This is a genomic window from Kitasatospora sp. NPDC007106 (assembly GCF_040634455.1).
Classification (GTDB): Bacteria; Actinomycetota; Actinomycetes; order Streptomycetales; family Streptomycetaceae; genus Kitasatospora; species Kitasatospora arboriphila.
The window spans coordinates 1-2,153 of record NZ_JBEYFP010000936.1; the positions used below are offsets into that span (position 1 = coordinate 1).

The window sequence follows — 2,153 nt, forward strand, 5'->3', positions numbered from 1 at the left end:
TGGCGGTGTACCCCCCCCCCCCGGCCGCGGGTTGGGGCGGGGGCCCGGCGCCCCCCCCCCCCCCCGCGGCCGGCGACCACCTCGACCGGGGCGGCCGCGCCGCCTGGAGCACCTTCGCGGGCTACACCCGCGGCATCTTCATCGTCGCGGCCAGCAACGCCGCGATGGTCGGCATCGCCCTCTACCTGCTGCGGGTGCCGCTGGCCCTGCCGCTGACGGTGCTCGAGTTCTTCGCCTCCTTCGTCCCGCTGGTCGGCTCGCCGATCGCCATGCTGGTCGCCTCCCTGGTGGCGCTGGCGGCCCGCGGCCCGGTGATCGCGATCGTGGTGCTGCTGCTGATCGTGGTGATCGGCCAGATCGAGGGCCATCTGCTGCACCCGCTGGTGATGAGCTGGGCGGTCAGCCTGCACCCGGTGGTGGTCGCCGTCTCGGTGCTGGCGGGCAGCATCGCGGCCGGGGTGATCGGCGCCGTGGTCGCCGTCCCGGCGGTGTCGGTGGCCTGGTCGGTGTACGCCGAGCTGCGCACCCCGCGGCCCGCGGCGCCGCAGCCGAAGGCCGACACCTGAAGGCCCACGCCCGAAGCCGTCCGCCGGACTGACCCCGGGCCGCCGCTACCCGCCGTCCGTCTGGGCCCGCTCGGCGAAGACCTGCAGGGCGATCCGGTAGCCGTCGAACGCCCGGGCCGCGCCGGCGTAGGCCTCCAGGTGGATGAAGACCTCGACGATCTCCTCGGCGGTGACGCCGTTGTTGAGCGCGATGCGGAGCTGGCCGCGCAGCGGTTCGAGCGTGCCCAGCGCGGCGGCGATCGTCACGGAGACGAGGGCCCGCGCACGGGTGTCGAGGACGTCCGTCCGCGGCCAGGAGTCGCCGAAGGTGTGGACCGTCGCGAGCCGCTTGAAGTCGGCGCCGTTGTCGGGCTCGCCGGCGCCGCGCACCAGGAACCGCTCCAGCCGCATCCCGAGCAGCTCCTCGGCCGCGTCGAGCGCGGCGGCGTACCGCTCCTGCTCCCTCTGCCCCTGCGCCTCGTCCCCCTGCCCGTCGCCCCTCTGATCGTCGCCCCTCTGATCGTCGCCCCTCTGCCCGTCGTCCCTCTGATCGTCGTCGCGGTCGGCCATGGCGCGTTCCCTCCGGAGCGGTGCACGGTGCTCCGGGCCCGTGGGGGCGGCCGGGTTGAGACGGCGCTCACGGAACGGAGCGTGGCGGGCCTTCGACGGACTGCCGAACCGCGGCCCGCGGACCGGTGAGGGTGCTCACACGCCCCGGGCCGCCACGACGGTGCGTCGTAGTCGGCCGCGGACCGGTGCCCCGGCTCCGGCCGTCGCCCGTCAGGGGTGCCCGCCCGCCCGGCCGCCCGGCGGTGGACCGGCCGGCGGGCCGGTCCCGGCGGACGGCACGGGGTACCGCCCGGGGGTGTATTCCCGGTCCGCGCCGAGGGGCGTTGCTACGACGGCAGGTCGTATCAGGGGGGGTCTTGGCGGTGGCCCCGGCGGTCTGGCAGCTTGGGGCGAGTCGTCAGGCCGCACCGGCACCTGTCCCGCCGGGTGTGGCTCTCCGCCGAGTCCCGCCCTCGACCCCGTGGCCCCTGTCCGGCCCGGGGACGTCAGCGGGCGGGACACCGGCCCAACCCGATTGAGGTCTTGTTCTACATGCCCGCTTTCAAGCTTCGTATGCGCACTTCTGCTGCTCTTCTCGCCGGTGCCGCCGGTGTCACCGCGCTGGGCGCCGGCCTGATGCCCTCCACCGCCTCCGCCGCGACCCAGTCGCCGCAGGCCATCGCCGCGCAGGTCGTTCCCGCGAACCAGCTGGCCTCGTTCAACCAGATCATCAGCCACGAGTCGAGCTGGAACGTCCACGCGACGAACCCGAGCTGCGGCGCCTACGGCCTGGGCCAGGCCCTGCCGGGCTCCAAGATGGCCTCCGCCGGCGCCGACTGGAAGACCAACCCGAAGACCCAGATCAAGTGGGCCTACGACTACATGAACTCGCGCTATGGCAGCCCGAACGCCGCCTGGTCCTTCTGGCAGACCCACCACTGGTACTGAGCCGACCCCTCGGCACCGCACCAGCCCCGTCCGGCACCGCACGACCGTTCCCGCACCGCCCCGGCGGCCGGACAGGGACCTCCGGGGCACCCGCAAGGGGGCCCGGCGCAC

3 protein-coding genes are annotated in these 2,153 nt (G+C 74.8%); 2 read left to right on the top strand and 1 reads right to left on the bottom strand.

Annotated elements, in window-relative coordinates:
* A partial coding sequence (locus ABZ641_RS34200) for an AI-2E family transporter (RefSeq protein ID WP_359988224.1) occupies positions 1-566 on the top strand: 566 nt, incomplete at its 5' end.
* Positions 567-611: 45 nt separating this feature from the next.
* Here ABZ641_RS34200 and ABZ641_RS34205 read toward each other — a convergent pair.
* Complete coding sequence (locus ABZ641_RS34205; RefSeq protein ID WP_359988226.1) at positions 612-1,115, bottom strand: carboxymuconolactone decarboxylase family protein; 504 nt, start codon at positions 1,113-1,115, stop codon at positions 612-614.
* A gap of 531 nt (positions 1,116-1,646) precedes the next feature.
* On the opposite strand from ABZ641_RS34205, the gene ABZ641_RS34210 reads away from it, so the two are divergent.
* The gene (locus ABZ641_RS34210) at positions 1,647-2,042 is read left to right on the top strand and encodes a transglycosylase SLT domain-containing protein (protein WP_359988228.1); all 396 of its coding nucleotides are present in this window, start codon (positions 1,647-1,649) and stop codon (positions 2,040-2,042) included.
* The last annotated feature ends 111 nt before the right edge of the window (positions 2,043-2,153 follow it).

Excerpts from the sequence above, each read along its gene's own strand:
- ABZ641_RS34210 (WP_359988228.1), top strand. The coding sequence starts at position 1,647 with ATGCCCGCTTTCAAGCTTCGTATGCGCACTTCTGCTGCTCTTCTCGCC.
- ABZ641_RS34205 (WP_359988226.1), bottom strand. The coding sequence starts at position 1,115 with ATGGCCGACCGCGACGACGATCAGAGGGACGACGGGCAGAGGGGCGAC.